The organism is Pseudoxanthomonas sp. JBR18, assembly GCF_028198165.1.
Classification (GTDB): domain Bacteria; phylum Pseudomonadota; class Gammaproteobacteria; order Xanthomonadales; family Xanthomonadaceae; genus Pseudoxanthomonas_A.
On the sequence record NZ_CP116339.1, the window covers coordinates 3,820,282 to 3,836,082 of the forward strand.

At 65.4% G+C, this 15,801-nt stretch carries 12 protein-coding genes; 7 read left to right on the forward strand and 5 right to left on the reverse strand.

Annotated elements, in window-relative coordinates:
* Positions 1 to 813 precede the first annotated feature (813 nt).
* The 5 genes from PJ250_RS17300 to PJ250_RS17320 form a co-directional block, all read right to left on the reverse strand.
* A complete protein-coding gene (locus tag PJ250_RS17300; RefSeq protein WP_271645836.1) occupies positions 814 to 933 on the reverse strand; it encodes a DUF2474 family protein in 120 nt (39 codons plus the stop codon).
* The gene (cydB, locus tag PJ250_RS17305; protein ID WP_271648688.1) at positions 933 to 1,937 is read right to left on the reverse strand and encodes a cytochrome d ubiquinol oxidase subunit II; all 1,005 of its coding nucleotides are present in this window, start codon (positions 1,935 to 1,937) and stop codon (positions 933 to 935) included. The genes PJ250_RS17300 and cydB overlap by 1 nt, the downstream gene beginning before the upstream one ends.
* Before the next feature lies 1 nt (position 1,938).
* The gene (locus PJ250_RS17310; protein WP_271645837.1) at positions 1,939 to 3,336 is read right to left on the reverse strand and encodes a cytochrome ubiquinol oxidase subunit I; all 1,398 of its coding nucleotides are present in this window, start codon (positions 3,334 to 3,336) and stop codon (positions 1,939 to 1,941) included.
* A complete protein-coding gene (locus tag PJ250_RS17315) occupies positions 3,336 to 3,920 on the reverse strand; it encodes a GbsR/MarR family transcriptional regulator (protein ID WP_271645838.1) in 585 nt (194 codons plus the stop codon). The genes PJ250_RS17310 and PJ250_RS17315 overlap by 1 nt, the downstream gene beginning before the upstream one ends.
* 471 nt (positions 3,921 to 4,391) lie before the next feature.
* The gene (locus tag PJ250_RS17320) at positions 4,392 to 5,216 is read right to left on the reverse strand and encodes an alpha/beta fold hydrolase (protein WP_271645839.1); all 825 of its coding nucleotides are present in this window, start codon (positions 5,214 to 5,216) and stop codon (positions 4,392 to 4,394) included.
* Positions 5,217 to 5,434: 218 nt separating this feature from the next.
* On the opposite strand from PJ250_RS17320, the gene PJ250_RS17325 reads away from it, so the two are divergent.
* The 7 genes from PJ250_RS17325 to PJ250_RS17355 all read left to right on the forward strand — a co-directional run bounded on the left by PJ250_RS17325 (position 5,435) and on the right by PJ250_RS17355 (position 15,778).
* A complete protein-coding gene (locus PJ250_RS17325) occupies positions 5,435 to 7,156 on the forward strand; it encodes a thiamine pyrophosphate-requiring protein (RefSeq protein WP_271645841.1) in 1,722 nt (573 codons plus the stop codon).
* A gap of 13 nt (positions 7,157 to 7,169) precedes the next feature.
* Positions 7,170 to 8,393 carry an alpha-hydroxy acid oxidase gene (locus PJ250_RS17330; protein ID WP_271645843.1) on the forward strand — a complete coding sequence of 408 codons (1,224 nt, stop codon included), beginning with the start codon at positions 7,170 to 7,172 and terminating at the stop codon, positions 8,391 to 8,393.
* 139 nt (positions 8,394 to 8,532) lie between these two features.
* On the forward strand, positions 8,533 to 9,945 hold the full coding sequence (locus tag PJ250_RS17335; RefSeq protein ID WP_271645844.1) for a sodium:solute symporter family protein: 1,413 nt from the start codon (positions 8,533 to 8,535) through the stop codon (positions 9,943 to 9,945).
* Positions 9,942 to 12,938 carry a xanthine dehydrogenase family protein molybdopterin-binding subunit gene (locus PJ250_RS17340; RefSeq protein WP_271645845.1) on the forward strand — a complete coding sequence of 999 codons (2,997 nt, stop codon included), beginning with the start codon at positions 9,942 to 9,944 and terminating at the stop codon, positions 12,936 to 12,938. Before PJ250_RS17335 ends, PJ250_RS17340 begins: the two co-directional genes overlap by 4 nt.
* Positions 12,935 to 13,762, forward strand: a complete 828-nt coding sequence (locus PJ250_RS17345; protein WP_271645846.1) for an FAD binding domain-containing protein — start codon at positions 12,935 to 12,937, stop codon at positions 13,760 to 13,762. Before PJ250_RS17340 ends, PJ250_RS17345 begins: the two co-directional genes overlap by 4 nt.
* Positions 13,750 to 14,262 (forward strand): (2Fe-2S)-binding protein, encoded by a 513-nt coding sequence (locus PJ250_RS17350; RefSeq protein ID WP_271645847.1) that lies wholly within the window; start codon positions 13,750 to 13,752, stop codon positions 14,260 to 14,262. The genes PJ250_RS17345 and PJ250_RS17350 overlap by 13 nt, the downstream gene beginning before the upstream one ends.
* A complete protein-coding gene (locus PJ250_RS17355; RefSeq protein ID WP_271645848.1) occupies positions 14,255 to 15,778 on the forward strand; it encodes an AMP-binding protein in 1,524 nt (507 codons plus the stop codon). The genes PJ250_RS17350 and PJ250_RS17355 overlap by 8 nt, the downstream gene beginning before the upstream one ends.
* Positions 15,779 to 15,801 lie beyond the last annotated feature (23 nt).

Genomic DNA, 15,801 nt, shown 5'->3' on the forward strand with positions numbered 1-15,801 from the left:
TCAGTTTGATGCCTTGGCACAACAGATCATTGATGACACACCGGCCGAACTGCTCTGGTGCGTGAGGCTGCGACTCACCGACATGCTTGCCGAGCATGGTCTGGAACACCCACTGGATACCCGAGCCTCGCCAGGCCGACCAGGCCGTCAAGGAACCGCGGGGTCTTGGTGTACGAGTACCAGCGGCCAAGGACCCCGCCGCCCCTCCGAATTCCCAGGGGTCACTTGGAAATCAGTGTAAGGTCGAGGCCATGGATCGAGCGTTGCAATTCATCTCCGAGTATTCGTCATGTCCCCGGCCTTGAAGCCCGACGTGTACGCGTCAGCAAGAAGGCCATGCTAAGGCACGTGCATATGCATCGCTTTGTTCTGCGTCTAGGGCGGCAACAATCGATAGGGCCAGCCCGGCTGGGCACAATCTGGCGGGATGTGTGCGGCTCACGCCTGGGGAACGTCTGCAGGTTGGGAGATGCCGATACCAAGAGCGGTGTCTCCTATCTGTTGATGATGCCCTCCGACACCCTGCTGCCTGAGATCGAACAGCGCATGCGTCTGGCACTGATTGCTGAAGGACTCTCTGTCCGCATGAGCCGCACGAGCTGACGCATTTGTCGAGACGGAGTTCGAGACCTTGCCGGCTTTTCACTTGTCTGCACTGTTCGTCCGAATCCATGGATTGTCCGACTGGATGAACATGACCCAGCGTACTGCGCATCGTGCGAAGCATGATGTGCCGCCAGCATTCGCCGCACCTGGCGCGTGCCTGCGACCGGAGCAGGTAATGCCCGAACCCCGGCCCAGAGCCGCCCCAAGTCAAGGCAACAGCCACAAGCGCAGCACGCCGGCAACCGCGCTGAGCACCAGGACACTGGCTAACCAGATGCCTGCCAGCCAGGCGAGGCGCTTCCATAGGGGGGAGTGGATCCGTTGCATCAGTGGTATCCCTCCGTGCCGACCTTTCCCCTGAAGATCCAGTAGGACCAACTGGTGTACGCAATGATCACGGGGATGATGGTCGCCGCGCCGAACAGCATGAACCTCTGGCTCCCGAGCGGAGCGGCGGCCTCCCAGATGCTGATCGATCCTGGCACGACATACGGGAAAACGCTGATCAACAGCCCGATGAAGCCCAGCAGGAACAATGCCAGCGCCATGAGGAAGGGCACACGTTCGCGGCCGCGTCGCAGGCTGCGAAACAATACGAACGCGGCGATCAGCGTGAGCAGCGGCACCTGCGCGGTGAGCAGGACGTTGGGCATGGCCATCCAGCGACGCGCATATTCAAGATCCAGGAACGGTGTGGCGACACTGACCGCGGCAATGGCGAGCAGCACTACGACGAGCAGCCAGGAAGCCAGTCGCCTGGCATGAGATTGGGCGCTGCCTTCGGTCTTGCCCACCAGCCAGGTCGAGCCCAGCAGTGCGTAACCGGCCAACAAGGCGAAGCCGGTCATCAGGGAGAACGGACTGAGCCAGTCGAGCCAGCCACCGGCATACGCGAGGTTTTCGACGTCAATGCCTTGCAGGATGGCGCCCAGCATGACGCCCTGGGCAAAGGTGGCCGTGATCGAGCCCAGGCAGAACGCCCAGTCCCAGAACGCGCGGTGTCGCGGATCACGCCAGCGAAACTCGAAGGCCACCCCACGGAACACCAGGCCCAGCAGCATGGCGATCACCAATGGATAGGTGGCTGGCAGGATGATCGCGTAGGCCACCGGAAAGGCGGCCATCAGCCCGCCGCCGCCCATGATCAGCCAGGTCTCGTTGCCATCCCAGACAGGGGCGATGGAGTTCATCGCCTGGTCGCGCTCCTCGCCGACGGCAAAACTGGGGAACAGAATGCCGATGCCCAGGTCGAAACCGTCCATCACGACGTAGGCGAATACCGCAAGGGCAATGATGCCCGCCCAGACCACCGTCAGATCGATGCCCTCCATCTCAGTGCTCTCCCGGAAGCCGTTGGACCCCGGCGGCCGGGGTGATGCCGGCTGCGTGCTGGGGGACCCGATCCGGCTCGCTCTCATGCGGCCGCGGTGGTTTGGACATCAGGCGCAGCAGGTAGTAAGTCCCGGCGCCGAAGGCAAAGAAATACACGATCACAAAAGCCAGCAGCGATGCCGCCAGGGCCGGTGCATGCAGCGGCGAGGCCGAGTCGGCCGTCCGCAGCAGGCCGTAGACGGTGAAGGGCTGACGGCCCACCTCGGTGGTCACCCAGCCGGCGATGACAGCCACGAATCCGGCAGGCCCCATGGCCACCGCCGCACGATGCAGCCAGGGCCAGGCATACAGGCGCTTGCGCGCACGCGCCAGCAGACTGAACAGCCCAAGCCCCAGCATGGCCATTCCCAGCCCGACCATGATCCGGAACGACCAGAACACCACCGGCGTTGGCGGCCACAGTTCGCGTGGATAGTCGGTCAGCCCGGGCAGGGGCGCATTCGGGTCGTGCTTGAGGATCAACGAGCCAAGCTTGGGAATGGCCACTTCTGCGTGGACCTTGGCTGCATCGTTGTCTGGCAGCCCGAACAGGATCAATGGCGCGCCTTGCGGGCTGGGGTGGTAGTCACCCTCCATGGCCAGGACCTTCATCGGCTGGTGCTCCAGCGTGTTCAAGCCATGCGCATCGCCCACCAGGATCTGGATTGGCGCGGCAATGGCCACCATCCACATCGCCATCGAGAACATCTTGCGTGCGCCGGCATTGCCGCGGTCCTTCAGCAGATGCCAGGCGCCCACGCCGCCCACGACCAGGGAGGTGGTCAAGAACGCGGCAATGACGGTGTGGACAAGGCGATAAGGGAAGCTCGGGTTGAAGATGATCGGCAGCCATGATCCGGCCGGCACGAACTGCCCGGCAGCGTTGATGGCATAGCCGGTCGGCGTCTGCATCCAGCTGTTGGCGCTGATGATCCAGGTCGCCGAGATCAGGGTGCCTAGCGCCACCATGCAGGTGGCGAAGAAATGCAGCTTCGGGCCCACCTTGGAGATGCCGAACAGCATCACTCCCAGAAATCCCGCCTCCAGGAAGAACGCCGTCATCACCTCGTAGGCCATCAGCGGCCCGATGATCGGACCGGCCTTGGCAGAGAACACCGACCAGTTGGTGCCGAACTGGTAGGACATCACGATGCCAGAGACCACGCCCATCCCGAACACCACCGCGAAGATCTTCAGCCAGTAGCGGTAGAGGTTGGCGTAGACCCCGCTGCCGGTGCGCAGCCACAGCGCTTCGAGCACCATCAGAAAGCTGGCCAGACCGATGGAAAACGCCGGGAAGATGAAATGGAACGAAATGGTGAACGCGAACTGCGCGCGTGCGAGTAACAGGGCGTCCATCAAGTCTTCCCCGTCCCGTCGCGTTCCGGCGCAGCCTTGCGCAGGACACTGACCTTGTTCTTGAGCTCAAGGATCCGCGAGACGCCACGACCCAGGGTCAAGAGCTGGCGCAAGCTTTGGTCATCCAGCTTGCGCACGTCGTCCAGCCAGAACGTCAGCAGCTCGATGAACTCGTGCATTTCCCGCATCTTGGCCTGTGCGTGCCGCTCCGCGGTGGAGGCAGGCTTCTCCAGCAGCACGTCCCGCAACAGCGTCAGGGTCGGGTCGATCTCGCGACGGCGGCGTTCTTCGGCCAGCGTGCGTACGATCTGCCAGATGTCGTCGGGCGCCTCGAGGTAGTCGCGTCGGTCGCCGGGGAGATGACGCTTGCGCACCAGATTCCACGCATCCAGCTCCTTCAGCCCCATGCTCACATTCGAGCGCGACATCCCCAGGGTCTCGGTGATCTCATCGGCCGTCAGCGGCCGATCCGAGAGGAACAGCAGCGCATAGATCTGGCCGACCGTGCGGTTGATGCCCCAACGGCTCCCCATTTCACCGAAGTGAAGGATGAAGCGCTGGATCGAGGGAGGGAGGTCGTGCATCACGGAATCCTGTTATTTCAGAAATAACTGAAATTATTGTACATTAGTTGCGGGGCCGCCGTTGCCGGCGTGGCCTAGGAGCAGTCCGGGGCACCAGATTCCGCCGCATTGTGATTGCCGCAATCGCAAACGACAGCGCACATGGCCGCGGGCCGTGCATGCTTGAGCGAGCCGGGCACGCGTTCGCGCGAGCGGGAACCTCGAAATCAGCTCAGGACTGAAGTGCCGGGTATGCGCGACTCGCTCTGCCGCTAAGGCTTACCTTCACCCCCGGTCAATCTGCTCACTGACCACGCCGCCTCCTACGGGATACGACCAAGCAGGCGAGGGTGTCCGCTTGAGAGCGCGCTTTGGGGTCAGCGGATGGCGTGCACTGCGGATCGTGGCGAGACCGCGCTCGGCGCTCCCGTTGTCAGGGGCCTTGAGGCGATGAGGAAGAGCAATCTCGAAGCTTTGCGATGGAGATTGACCTCACGACTGGAAACGCAATTGATTGACGAAATGCGTTGAATGGGAGGTTGTGCCGGCCGGATCCTCCAGATGGGGCGTATGCCCGCAATCGTGCATCGAGACGACAGTCGTTGGGCCGTTTGCTAAGGCCGACACATGATGTGCCTGATCGATCGTTCCATAAGGATCTTTCGACCCGTGAAGCAGCAGGATCGGGCAGGCGATCTGCGTCAGAAGTTGGTCAAGGTTCCAATCGTCGAACCAGGGAGAAAGCCAGGTTTCGATCCAAGTGTCGAGCACCCAACGTGCCCGGCAGCCGTGGTGGCGCTCGAGTCGTCCAAACTGCGCAGGGTCCTGGAAACGCAGGCGCGCAGCCTCGACGCCACGGCGCGTGCAGTTCTCGACGAAAGCATGGCCTGACTCGGACACGACGCCGACGCAGCGCTCACCCAACTGGGCGGCAGCAGCCAGCGCCATTGACCCGCCGGTGCTGTGGCCGAAGCCGATGAATCGGTCGACCTGCAGCGCTTCCAACAGTGGCAACACGGTGCCTTCCGCCTCATCGGTGATGAAGCCACGGTTCGGGCGGCGCCTGGATGGAGTCGACTGCCCGTAGCCGATGCGGTCGTAGGCGATCACAGCGCGCCCTGTCGCCGCACACAGCTGGGAGGGAAAGTCCCGCCACATCGTCGTGCAGCCCAGCGATTCATGGAACAGCAGGAAGGGCGCCTGCGCGGCGCCGGATTCAACTGCCTGCCAGCGCCGGACGAAGACCGAATGTGAGCCGAGGGCAACGTGTTGGTCGCAAAAGGAAATGGGGTCCATCGGTTGGACAAGGTAACGCATGGCTGCCTTGGTGATATGGCGCCGTGGACGCCCGGCGGGGTCTGTCACGGTCGATATGGTGGATCATCCAATCTGATGTTGTGGATAATTAATCATTACTTGTTCTGATCGGACCCCTCTTTGTAGAGTCGATCCGTCAACTCTCTGCTGCCAGGTGTGGCGGAGTGATGAGAACGCCAACAGACGCACGCCACGTGCGTCGACACCGGGAGGGTGTGATGTCCGATGGGACCGCGAAAGCGGGCATATCGTCGTGCGCGGATAGCGCCGCCGATCTGTTCGTCAGCAGCCTGGCGCGAGCCGGCGTGCGCTATTTCTTTGCCAATGGCGGCACCGATTTTCCGCCGATCGCGGAGGCTTTCGCCAGGGCGGCCGGCGCCGGCACGCCGATGCCCCGGCCGATGGTCATTCCGCACGAGAACGTCGCGGTGGCCATGGCCCACGGCAGCTATATGATCGACGGCCAGCCGCAGGCGGTGATGGTCCACGTCAACGTCGGCACGGCCAACACCATCAACGCCGTGCTGGATGCCAGCCGCGACCTGACGCCTGTGCTGCTGTTCGCCGGGCGATCGCCATATTCCGAGCGCAGCCGCCACGGCACGCGGACGCGGTACATCCACTGGGCGCAGGAAATGTTCGACCAGGCCGGCATGATCCGCGAAGCGGTCAAGTGGGACTACGAACTGCACCTGCCTGAGCAGGCGGGCGATATCGTGCAGCGGGCATTGCAAGTCGCGATGACTTCGCCGCGCGGGCCGACCTACGTCACGCTGCCGCGCGACGTGCTGGCCGAGTCGGTGGGCGAGCACCTGTCGACACCGCAGCCGCTGAAAGCGCCGTCGCCGCCGCTTCCGGATCCCCAGGACATCGCGACGCTGGCCGGCTGGATCCGTCAGGCCGAGCGACCGGTGCTCGTCACCGCCAGCGCCGGTCGCACCACCGCGGGTTTCGAGGCGCTCGCCACTTTTGCCGAGCGCTTCGGCATTCCAGTCGCGGTGTTCCACCCGCGTTTCCAGAACATCTCCACCGACCACCCGCTGTTTGCCGGCTATGACCCGGCGCCGCTGGTGGCCACAGCCGACCTGATCATCGCGCTGGACTGCGACGTGCCATGGGTGCCGGCGGTGCAGGCGCCGCCGGCCGATTGCCGTGTCGCCCATCTAGGCGAAGACCCGGCGTACGTGCGGTACCCAATGCGCAGCTTCCGCACCGATCTTGCGTTATCCGGCATGACCGAGGTGCTGCTGCGCTCGCTTACCCATGCCATCGACGCCATGGGCGGTATCGCAGAGGAAATCGTGCAGTCGCGCACCGAACGGTGCAGCAAGAAGACCGCCGAACTGCGCAGCCAGTGGCGACTGGCTGCCGCACAACCGTCCGGGGCGATCACTCCAGAATGGATCAGCGCCTGCCTTCGCGAGGCGGCTGGCGATGAAGCGATCATCGTCAACGAATATCCGCTGCGCCAGCAGCAGTTCCCACAGACCCAGCCGAACACTTACTTTGGGCTAAGCCCGGCCGGTGGCCTGGGCTGGGGCCTGGGCGCGGCACTTGGCGCAAAACTGGCTGCGCCGGACAAGCTGGTGGTGGCCACGCTTGGCGATGGTGCCTACATCTTCGCCAATCCGACAGCCTGTCATTGGGTGAGCGAGGCGCACGCCCTTCCGGTGTTGACGGTGATCTTCAACAACGCCCTCTACGGCGCGGTGCGCAATTCAACCAAGGCGATGTACCGCGATGGGCATGCCTCGCAGGAAGCACATCGCATGCTGGCCGACTTGTCGCCATCACCGCGCTTTGAACATGCGGTGGAAGCCAGCGGCGGGTTGGGCATTCGCGTCGAACGCGCCGACGAACTCCCAGCCGCGCTTGCGCGCGCGGTGGAGGCAGTCCGCGGGGGGCGCCAGGCGCTGGTCAACGTCCTCTGTGAGTACTGAGCAGGCCCTGGGCATGACGACGCCTGCAGCCCCTCATGCGACGCGCGGGTGGGGCACTGGTGGCCTGAGTGGCGCCGCGGCCTCGCTTCGCCGCCGCTATCCAGCCATTGATGACCTGGAGCGCGGGGCACGTCGGCGTGCCCCGCGATTTGCCTACGATTTCGTCGCTGGCGGACTCGGCGACGACGTCTGCCTGCTGCGTAACCGTGCGGCGCTGGACGCGGTCCAGATCACCCCGCGCTATGGCTTGGACGTGGCGGGCGTGGATACCGGTGTGGACCTGTTCGGTCGTCATTACGCCATGCCGATCGGTATCGCGCCGATGGGCTTGGCCGGGCTGCTGCGCAGCGGCGCAGATGAATCCCTGGCCGCCGCGGCGCAAGCGGCGAACATTCCCTATACCTATTCGTCGGTCGGCAATTCCACGATCGAGCGCATCGGCCAACTCGCGCCGGATGTGTTCTGGTACCAGCTCTATGGTGTTCCGGCCAATCAGCACCGCGTGTCCCTGGACCTGATCCGCCGCGCCGACCATGCCGGCGCACGCGTGCTGGTGGTGACGCTGGACGTGCCGGTGCGGGCCAAGCGTGCGGGTGATGTACGCAACGGGTTGGTCGTGCCATTCAAACCGCGCGTGCGGACCGTGCTGGATGTCGTGCGCGCGCCCCGCTGGGCGCTGGACATGCTGCGACACGGCCAGCCGCGCTTCGGCAATTTCGAGCCCTACGTTGGTCCCAAGCCGAGTACGCAGGATCTGGCGACCTATGTCTTCCAGCAGATGGCCGGGCCGATGACCTGGGACGCACTGGCTCGCCTACGCGAGGCCTGGCCACGCGCAATGGTGGTCAAAGGCGTCCTCCATCCCGATGACGCGGAGCGCGCAGTTCAGCTGGGCATGGATGGCGTGCTGGTTTCAAACCATGGCGGACGTCAGTTCGATGCCTCGCCAGCTGCGGTGGATGCGCTGCCGGCCATCGTCCAGCGCATCGGTGACCGCGCGACGGTGCTGGTCGATGGTGGCATGCGCCACGGCGTGGACGTGTTGCGGGCGCTGCACCGCGGCGCCCATGCGGCGCTGTCCGGCCGTGCGTTCCTGTGGGGCCATGGTGCAGCCGGTGCGGCGGGCGCTGCCCACGTCGCGGCATTGTTCAACGAAGAATATCGGATCGCGCTGGCTCAGTCCGGTGCGCGCGGCACGCAGGAAGCTCGCGCAGGAGGCGCCGCAACACCGCACTGAATCAGCCCGCGGTCAAGCGACCGCGGTCCACCGCATATTGATTCGCGTCATGACGCTTTCCTGGGAGGGGAGGAAATGAAACCGAAGCAAACGATAGACGCAGGACTTGTCCGATACGTACTGGCGGAGGGTCGCGCACATGCATGAGGCCCGATGGTTCGTTCTCGCCGGCGTGGCGGCCTACATGGTGGCGCTCAGCCTGGTCAGCTTCTGGTCGCTGCGCTATTCGCGTAACGCCGGTTCGTACACCTCCGGTACCGGGCATGGTCAGCGCACCATACCAGCGGCGTTGATCGGCCTGCTGTTGATGTCCGAGTTCATCGGCACCACAGCCAGCGTCGGCACCGCGCAGTACGCCTACCAGTACGGCATCTCCGCCGGCTGGAACATCGCGGTGCTTGGTATCGGCTTCCTGATTTTTTCCTTCCTGTTGGCGCGCAAGTACAAAGAGCTGGGCGAGAACACGATCTCGGGCGTGCTCGACAGAACCTATGGTCCGCGGGTGAAGGTTGCCACGTCGATCATCATGATTTTCGCGCTGCAGATCGTGGCGGTGTCGACCTATGCCAGCGGCGGCGCGGTCCTGGCACCGCTGTTGGGCGTCGATCGAAAGCTGGGGACCATCGTGATGGGCGCGCTGGCGGCGATCTATGTCGGCGTAGGTGGCATGCGCTCGGTGATCTATACCAACGTCATCCATGGCGTGGTGATCTTTACCGGCATCTTCTTCGCCCTGTGGTTTGGCGTGGACCAGGTCGGTGGCTGGCAGGCGCTACAGGCCAAGGTGCCGCCGGAGTTCTGGTCGTTGACCAAGGTCGGTTGGCCGCAGATCATCGCGTGGCTTGTGGCCGGCGCTGGCGCGACCTTCGCCACCCAATATGTGATCCAGGCCATCGCCACGGTCAATGATGGCGGCAAGGCACGGGTGGCGTCGGTCTTCGCCTCGCTGTACCTGATCCCGTTCGGCTTTGCAGCGGCACTGTGCGGCATGTGCGCGCTGGTGTTGTATCCGGATGTCGCGCCGCTGCAGGCATTTCCGTCACTGGTGTCCGGCATGGATCGCCTGCTTGCGACCTTCGTGGTGGCCGGCCTGACAGCGGCCGTGTTTGGCACGATCTCCGCGCTCAACATCGGCACGGCTACGCTGCTGCTCAAGGACTTCTACCTGCCGATCACCAAACGCGACGCCGAGCATCCACGCTCGCTGCTGTTCGTGCGTGCGGCCACGGTGCTGGTCGGCGTCCTCCCTCTGCTGCTGGCGCTGTTCGCGGCCGACGTAGTCAAGGTGACCTTCTTGGCCAAGGCGCTGAGGGCCTCGCTGGCGGTGCTGGTGTTCATGGCGTTCTACTCACCGCGTTTCGGCACCCGTACCGGCGCCATCATCAGCATCGCGCTGTCACTGATCGGCACGATCGGCTGGTTCTTGGCCGGTAACCCCTTCGGGATCGATAACGCTTATGTCGCTCTGGCCATCCCGTTGGTCGTGATGACGTTGAGCCACCTGTTCGGCGGCAAGCCGGTCGCAGGCCCGTTAAGCGCAAAGGCAAGATGAACCCGCTTGACACGCTCGAGCACGATGCGTCGGTGACGCCCGGTCAATGGACTGGGCGCTCGCTGCCTCGCGTGGAAGACGCCGCCCTCCTGACCGGGCGTGGCCGCTATTTCGATGATGTCGGCGTGCCGCCGCGCACGCAGCACGCGGCCATCCTTCGTTCGCCCCACGGCCACGCGCGCTTGGTCAGCATCAATGTGGATAACGCCCGTGCGCTGGACGGCGTGTCGGCCGTGCTGACCGGCGAGGACATTCAGGCGCTCACCACCAGCCTCGTGGTCGGGGTCAAGGCGCCGATTGAATGCTGGCCCATCGCGACCGACCGCGTGCGCTATGTCGGCGAGCCGGTGGCGATCGTGGTTGCACGAGATCGCTATCTGGCTGAAGACGCCATGGATCTGATCGAGGTCGAGTACGAAGCGCTGGACGCGGTGGTCGATCCACAGCGGGCCGTCGCCACCGACGCGCCGGTGCTGCACGAAGGGCTGGGCAGCAACATCGCCAGCGAGCGGTCGTTCCGCTATGGCGATCCGGAAGCAGCCTTTGCGCAGGCGCCGCACCGCGTGTCGGTGGACGTGCGCTATCCGCGCAACAGCTGCACGCCGATCGAGTGCTATGGCGTACTGGCCGAGTACGACCCTGGCATCGACGGCTACGACGTGCTGGCCAACTTCCAGGGCCCTTTCAGCATCCACGCAGTGATCTCGCGGGCGCTGAAGGTACCTGGCAACCGCCTGCGCCTGCGCACGCCACCCGAGTCCGGTGGCAGCTACGGCATCAAGCAGGGCATCTTCCCCTACATCGTGCTGATCGCCGCCGCCGCGCGTGTGGCGCGGTGCCCGGTGAAGTGGGTCGAGGACCGGCTGGAGCACCTGTCCGCCTCGGTCTGCGCGACCAACCGCGACACCACCTTGGAGGCCGCGGTCGATGCCGAAGGCCGCGTACGTGCCCTTGCTTGGGACCAGCTGGAGGATTGCGGCGCGCACCTGCGCGCGCCCGAACCGGCCACGCTGTACCGCATGCACGGCAACATGACCGGCGCATACGCGATCGAGCACGTGTCGATCCGCAACCGCGTGGTCCTGACCAACAAGATGCCGACGGGCCTGAACCGTGGCTTTGGCGGTCCGCAGGTGTACTTCGCGCTGGAACGGCTGATGCAGCGTATCGCCGTCGAACTCGACCTCGATCCGCTCGAGGTGATCCGTCGCAACCTGGTGCCGGCCGAGGCGTTTCCGTATCGCACTGCGACCGGCGCGCTGCTGGATTCCGGCGACTACCTCACCGCGGTGGATCGCGCGGTGGAAGCGGGGGGCTTGGCCGAGCTGATCGCGCGCCGTGACGCCGCGCGCGCCGAGGGGCGGCACTATGGCATCGGCTTCACCGCCGCGGTCGAGCCCAGCGTGTCCAACATGGGCTACATCACCGCGGTGCTCACGCCCGAGCAGCGCGCCAAGGCCGGTCCGAAGAATGGCGCGCAGGCCACCGCGACGATTCAGATCGACGCGGTCGGTTCGGTCAGCGTGCACGTGGCCTCGGTGCCGCAGGGCCAGGGCCATCGCACCGTGATCTCGCAGGTGGTCGCCGATGTCTTCGGCTTGACCCCGCGCGAGATCCGCGTGGTCACCGAGATGGACACCGCGCGCGATGCCTGGTCGATCGCCTCGGGCAACTATTCCAGCCGTTTCGCCGCCGCCGTGGCTGGCGCCGCGCATATCGCCGCCACGCGCTTGCGCGAGAAGCTGGCAAAGATCGCCGCCGCGCAGCTCAAGTGCGAGTGGGACGAGATCGAGTTTGCCGACGGCACGCTGCGGCGGAAGGACAGCGAAGCCAAGCCGCTGCCCTTCGCGCGCGTGGCATCAAGCAGCCACTGGGCACCTGGCACGCTGCCGGACGACGTCGATCATGCGATCCGCGAGACCGCATTCTGGACGCCGCCGCAGCTCACCGCGCCGGATGCGCAGGACGGCGTCAACAGCTCGCTGTGCCACGGCTTCATCTTCGACTTCTGCGGCATCGAGATCGACCGCGACACCGCTGAAGTTCGCATCGACAAGTACGTGACCATGCACGACTGCGGCCGGATCCTGCATCCGGGCATGGTCGAGGGGCAGGTCAACGGCGGCTACGCGCATGCGCTGGGCGCGGCGCTGTACGAAGAACACAGCTACGGTGCCGACGGCAGCTTCCTTTCCGGCACCTTCGCCGACTACCTGGTGCCGACCACCATGGAAGTGGTCTCGCCGCTGATCCTGCATCACGAGACGCCGTCGCCGTTTACGCCGCTGGGCGCCAAAGGCGTGGGCGAGGGCAACTGCATGTCCACGCCGGTGTGCCTGGCCAATGCCGTCGCCGATGCGCTGTCCATCAGTGACGTCGAGTTGCCGTTGCTGCCCTCGCGCCTAGCGTTGCACCTGCACGGTGAGGAAGCACCGCCCAAGCGGCCGTTGGCCAAGAAAGCCGCGCCGCCGGCCAAGCCCGGCGAGCGCAAGCTCACCGGCGAAGGCATCGCCAAGGTGTCCGCCCCGCGCCAGCAGGTGTGGGAGATGCTGCTGGACCCGGATACGCTGGCCTCGGTGATTCCCGGCGCGCACGGCATCGAGAAGCCGTCACCGACCGAGTTCACTGCCGACGTCACCCTCGGCATCGGTCCGGTCAAGGGGCGCTACAAGGCCAAGGTTGGCCTGTACGACTTGAACGAGCCCGAGTCGCTCACGCTCAAGGGCACCACCACCGGCGCGCTGGGCTTCGGCAACGGCAGCGGTGCAGTGACCCTGAAGGAACCGACGCCCGGCCAGACCGAAATCCATTACCAGTACGAGGTTGTCATCGGTGGCAAGGTCGCGTCCATCGGCGGGCGCCTGCTGGACGGCGCGGCCAAGGTGGTGATCGGCCAGTTGTTCGACGGGCTTGCGTCCAAGGCCGGCGGCGGCCGCGGTGGCCTTGTCGGCTGGTTCAAGCGCGTGCTGCGCAAGTTCGGGGTCAACTTGTGAAGCCCGCGCCGTTCGACTATCTCCGCGCCGAATCGCGCGAGGACGTGCTGGCGCAGCTGCACGAGCACGGCGACCAGGCGCGCATCATCGCCGGTGGCCAGTCGCTGGTGCCGATGCTGAGCATGCGCCTGGCCAAGCCGGCGCTGCTGGTGGACGTGATGCACGTCGAATCGCTCTCGAAGATCGAAGCGACTGACGCCGGTATCCGTGTCGGCGCCGGCGTGCGCCAGGCCAGGCTGCTGGACTGGGCCACGCGCGATCCGCGCTTGCCCCTGCTGGCCAAGGCGTTGCCGTGGGTCGGCCACGCGCAGACCCGCAACCGCGGCACCGTGGTCGGTTCGGTTGCTCATGCCGATCCCAGTGCCGAGCAGCCGCTGTGCCTGCTGACCCTGGGCGGCACGCTGCAGCTACGCCATCGTAAGAAAGCGCGTTCGATCCCGGCCTCGGAGTTCTTCGTCGGCATGATGGCCACCGCGCGTGGCGACACTGAGCTGATCGAGTCGGTAACGTTCCCCGCCGCACAGCCGGGCACCGGCTATGCGTTCCGTGAGGTCGGCCGTCGCCACGGCGATTTCGCCATCGTCGCCTGCGCCGCAGTTGCCACCCATACCGGCGTGCGCCTGGGCGTCGGCGGCGTCGCCGACATTCCCAACGTTCGTGAGCTGCCGCTGCCCGGCGCATCGGATTTCGACGACGCCCTCAACCAGTACGCCTGGGACCTAGAAGCCCGCGACGACCTGCACGCCACCGCGCGCTATCGCCGCGAGCTGGTGCGCCGCCTGGGCCGCGAGACCATCGAGGAGGCACTGCGATGCCGAAACTGATTGCCAGCATGCGCCACGCGGTCAGCCTCACCCTCAACGGCCGCAAGGTCGAAGGGCAGGCCGAACCGCGGATGCTGTTGTCCGACTTCCTGCGCCACCAGCTGGGCGCCACCGGCACCCACGTGGGCTGCGAGCACGGTGTCTGCGGTGCCTGCACCGTGCTGATCGATGGTCTGCCGGCCCGCTCATGCCTGGCGCTGGCTGTGCAGAGCGACGGCGCTGACGTGAAGACCATCGAGGGCCTCTCGCCCGACGGAGGCCACACGCTGGGTGTGCTGCAGGAGGCCTTCCGCGAACACCACGGTCTGCAGTGTGGCTTCTGCACGCCGGGCATCCTGATGTCGCTGGATGGCTTCCTACGCGCGCAGCCCGACGCGAGCGAGCGTGAACTCAAAGAAATGTTGTCCGGGCACCTGTGCCGGTGCACGGGTTACGCCACCATTATCAAGGCCGCCTTGCATGCGCAGCAGCGGTTGAAGGAGGAACGCGCATATGCTTGATCTCGGCACCAGTTTCCTGGCCAGCGTCGAACGCAATCCCAAGGCCCTCGCCATCGTCGACGGCGATACCCGCCTGAGCTACGAGGCGTGGTACCACGCCATCTCGTCCGTCGTGGCCGCGCTGGACGCGGCGGGCGTCAAGCACGGCGATCACGTGGTCAGCGTGCTGCGCAACCGCTGGGAAGCGGCGACGCTGCACTGGGCCTGCCAGTTCGCCGGTGTCATCCTCACCCCGCTCAACTGGCGCGCAACGGCCGAGGACGTGGGTTTCTGTGTGCACGACGCCGAGGCGCGCGTCATCGTCTATGAAGACGCGCCTTCAAAGTCGATTGCCGCCGCCGGCCTGGACGAATCGGTGCTGCATGTGACCCTGGACATCGATCGGCCGGGCGCGCAGCGCTTCGCCGATTGGCTGGAGCTGGATGCGCCGCCGGCCCCGCCGCGTGCCAGTGCCGACGATTGGTCGCTGATGCTCTACACCTCGGGCACCACGTCCAAGCCCAAGGGCGTGCCGCGCCGGCACCGCGCCGAGCGCGCCGCGGCCATCGCCCACGTCGCTCAGAACCTCTATGGCAACGGCGAGCGCACGCTGGGCGTGATGCCGCTGTATCACACGATGGGCGTGCGCTCGTTGCTGGCCAGCTCGATCACCAATGGCGTCTTTGTGTGCCTGCCCAAGTTCGACGCGGCCGGTGCGCTGAAGCTGATCGCCAAGGAAAAGATCGACAACCTGTACCTGGTGCCGACGCTGTACCACGATCTTGTGCACCACCCGAGTTTTGCCGACACCGACGTAGCCTCGGTCCGCAAGCTGGGTTATGCAGGTGCCTCGATGACCGATGGCTTGTTGCGGAAGCTGGACCAGGCCTTCAGGCCCGACCTGTTCGTCAATCACTATGGTTCCTCGGAGGTCTATACCTTCACCATCGAGGACGACGCGGCCGGCAAGCCGGGCAGCGCCGGACGCTCAGGCATCAACCAGATGATCCGGGTGGTCAAGCTGGAGGCGACCTCGGGCGACGAGCGCGCCGCGGTCAACGAGGAAGGCCAGATCGTCGCGCTGCTGGCCGGCGACGAGGCCTTCGAGGGCTACTGGCGCCGCCCGGATGCCGATGCAAAATCGCTGCGCGACGGCTGGTATTTCACCGGCGACACCGGCTATGTCGACGAGGAGGGCGATTTGTTCGTCACCGGCCGCGTCGACGACATGATCATCTCTGGTGGCGAAAACGTCTCGCCGGTGGAGATCGAGAGCCATCTCTCGCTGCATCCCAAGGTCGACGAGGTGGCCGTGGTTGGCCTGCCCGACGAGCGCTGGGGCAGTGTGGTCACCGCCTTCATCAAGGCCAGCGCTCCGGTCACCCAGGAAGAGCTCGACGCCTGGTGCCGCGACTCAAAACTGGCCAACTTCAAGCGTCCGCGCCGCTTCGTGTTCGTACAGGACATCCCCAAATCGCCGGTCGGCAAGCTGCTGCGCCGCAAGCTCACCGCGGGCGAATACGCTCCGGCCCCTTGAGCCGTTACCTTTCACGTTCCCAC

Bases quoted from the DNA above. Each gene is read 5' to 3' on its own strand.
- PJ250_RS17335 (WP_271645844.1), top strand. From the start codon at position 8,533: ATGCATGAGGCCCGATGGTTCGTTCTCGCCGGCGTGGCGGCCTACATG.
- PJ250_RS17310 (WP_271645837.1), bottom strand. From the start codon at position 3,336: ATGGACGCCCTGTTACTCGCACGCGCGCAGTTCGCGTTCACCATTTCG.
- PJ250_RS17340 (WP_271645845.1), top strand. From the start codon at position 9,942: ATGAACCCGCTTGACACGCTCGAGCACGATGCGTCGGTGACGCCCGGT.
- PJ250_RS17330 (WP_271645843.1), top strand. From the start codon at position 7,170: ATGACGACGCCTGCAGCCCCTCATGCGACGCGCGGGTGGGGCACTGGT.
- PJ250_RS17355 (WP_271645848.1), top strand. From the start codon at position 14,255: ATGCTTGATCTCGGCACCAGTTTCCTGGCCAGCGTCGAACGCAATCCC.
- PJ250_RS17325 (WP_271645841.1), top strand. From the start codon at position 5,435: ATGTCCGATGGGACCGCGAAAGCGGGCATATCGTCGTGCGCGGATAGC.
- PJ250_RS17300 (WP_271645836.1), bottom strand. From the start codon at position 933: ATGCAACGGATCCACTCCCCCCTATGGAAGCGCCTCGCCTGGCTGGCA.
- PJ250_RS17315 (WP_271645838.1), bottom strand. From the start codon at position 3,920: ATGCACGACCTCCCTCCCTCGATCCAGCGCTTCATCCTTCACTTCGGT.
- PJ250_RS17320 (WP_271645839.1), bottom strand. From the start codon at position 5,216: ATGCGTTACCTTGTCCAACCGATGGACCCCATTTCCTTTTGCGACCAA.
- PJ250_RS17350 (WP_271645847.1), top strand. From the start codon at position 13,750: ATGCCGAAACTGATTGCCAGCATGCGCCACGCGGTCAGCCTCACCCTC.
- cydB (WP_271648688.1), bottom strand. From the start codon at position 1,937: ATGGAGGGCATCGATCTGACGGTGGTCTGGGCGGGCATCATTGCCCTT.